Source organism: Methylobacter sp. BlB1, assembly GCF_015476545.1.
Lineage (GTDB): Bacteria > Pseudomonadota > Gammaproteobacteria > Methylococcales > Methylomonadaceae > Methylobacter.
Window position 1 is genome coordinate 1 of record NZ_JADMKV010000180.1, and the last position, 1,077, is coordinate 1,077.

Below are 1,077 nucleotides of genomic sequence, written 5' to 3' on the forward strand. Positions count from 1 at the left end.
GCGACCTGGGCCGCTGGCTGGCCGACGGCAGCATCGAATTCCTCGGCCGCAACGATTTTCAGGTCAAGGTCCGGGGTTTCCGCATCGAGCTGGGCGAGATCGAGGCCCGGTTGGCCGGCCATCCGGCGGTCCGCGAAACGGCCGTACTGGCCCGCGAAGACGGGAGCGGCGGCAAGCGTCTGGTGGCCTACTACACCGGCGACGCCGGGCTGAGCGTGGACGACCTGCGGGCTTATCTGGCCGAGGCGCTGCCCGAGTATATGGTGCCGGCCGCCTTCGTCTACCTCGAAGCGCTGCCCTTGACCGCCAACGGCAAGCTGGACCGCAAGGCGCTGCCGGCGCCGGACGGCGATGCTTACGCCGCGCGCGGCTATGAAGCACCGCAAGGCCAGACCGAACAAACCCTGGTGGCCATCTGGGCCGAGCTGCTCAAAGTCGGGCAGGTCGGCCGCCACGATAATTTCTTCGAGCTGGGCGGGCATTCCTTGCTGGCCGTGACCTTGATCGCACGCATGCGCCAGGCCGGCTTGAACATTGATGTGCGGGCCTTGTTCAGTGCGCCGACGCTGGCCGGGCTGGCGGCGCTGGCCGACAACGGCAGCCAGGCCGAGCAAGTGGTCATTCCGGCCAACCGCATCCCGGCCGGCTGCACGGCCATTACGCCGGACCTGCTGCCGCTGGTCAGTCTGGCACAGGCCGATATCGACCGCATCATTGCCGCCGTACCAGGCGGGGCGGCCAACGTGCAGGACATCTATCCGCTGGCGCCGCTGCAGGAAGGCATTCTGTTTCACCATCTGATGGAGTCCGAAGGGGATGCCTACCTGATGCCGGTGCTGATGGCGTTCGACACGCGCGAACGTCTTGACGGGTTCCTGGCCGCCTTGCAGGCGGCAGTAGCACGACACGATATCCTGCGCACGTCCGTGGCCTGGGAAGGCCTGCCGGAGCCCGTGCAGGTCGTGTGGCGCCAAGCTCCATTGAAAGTTGAGGAGGTCGCCATAGAAGCTGAAGCCGGCGATGCGGCCGAACAATTGGCGGAGCGTTACGATCCGCGGCATTATCGCCTCGATGTGC

At 66.6% G+C, this 1,077-nt stretch carries 1 protein-coding gene; it reads left to right on the forward strand.

All coding sequences use genetic code 11. From position 1 onward, the window contains the following. Nucleotides 1–110: 110 nt before the first annotated feature. Nucleotides 111–1,077 (forward strand): condensation domain-containing protein (locus IT781_RS21910; RefSeq protein ID WP_305076271.1); only part of this gene is annotated, 967 nt, incomplete at its 3' end.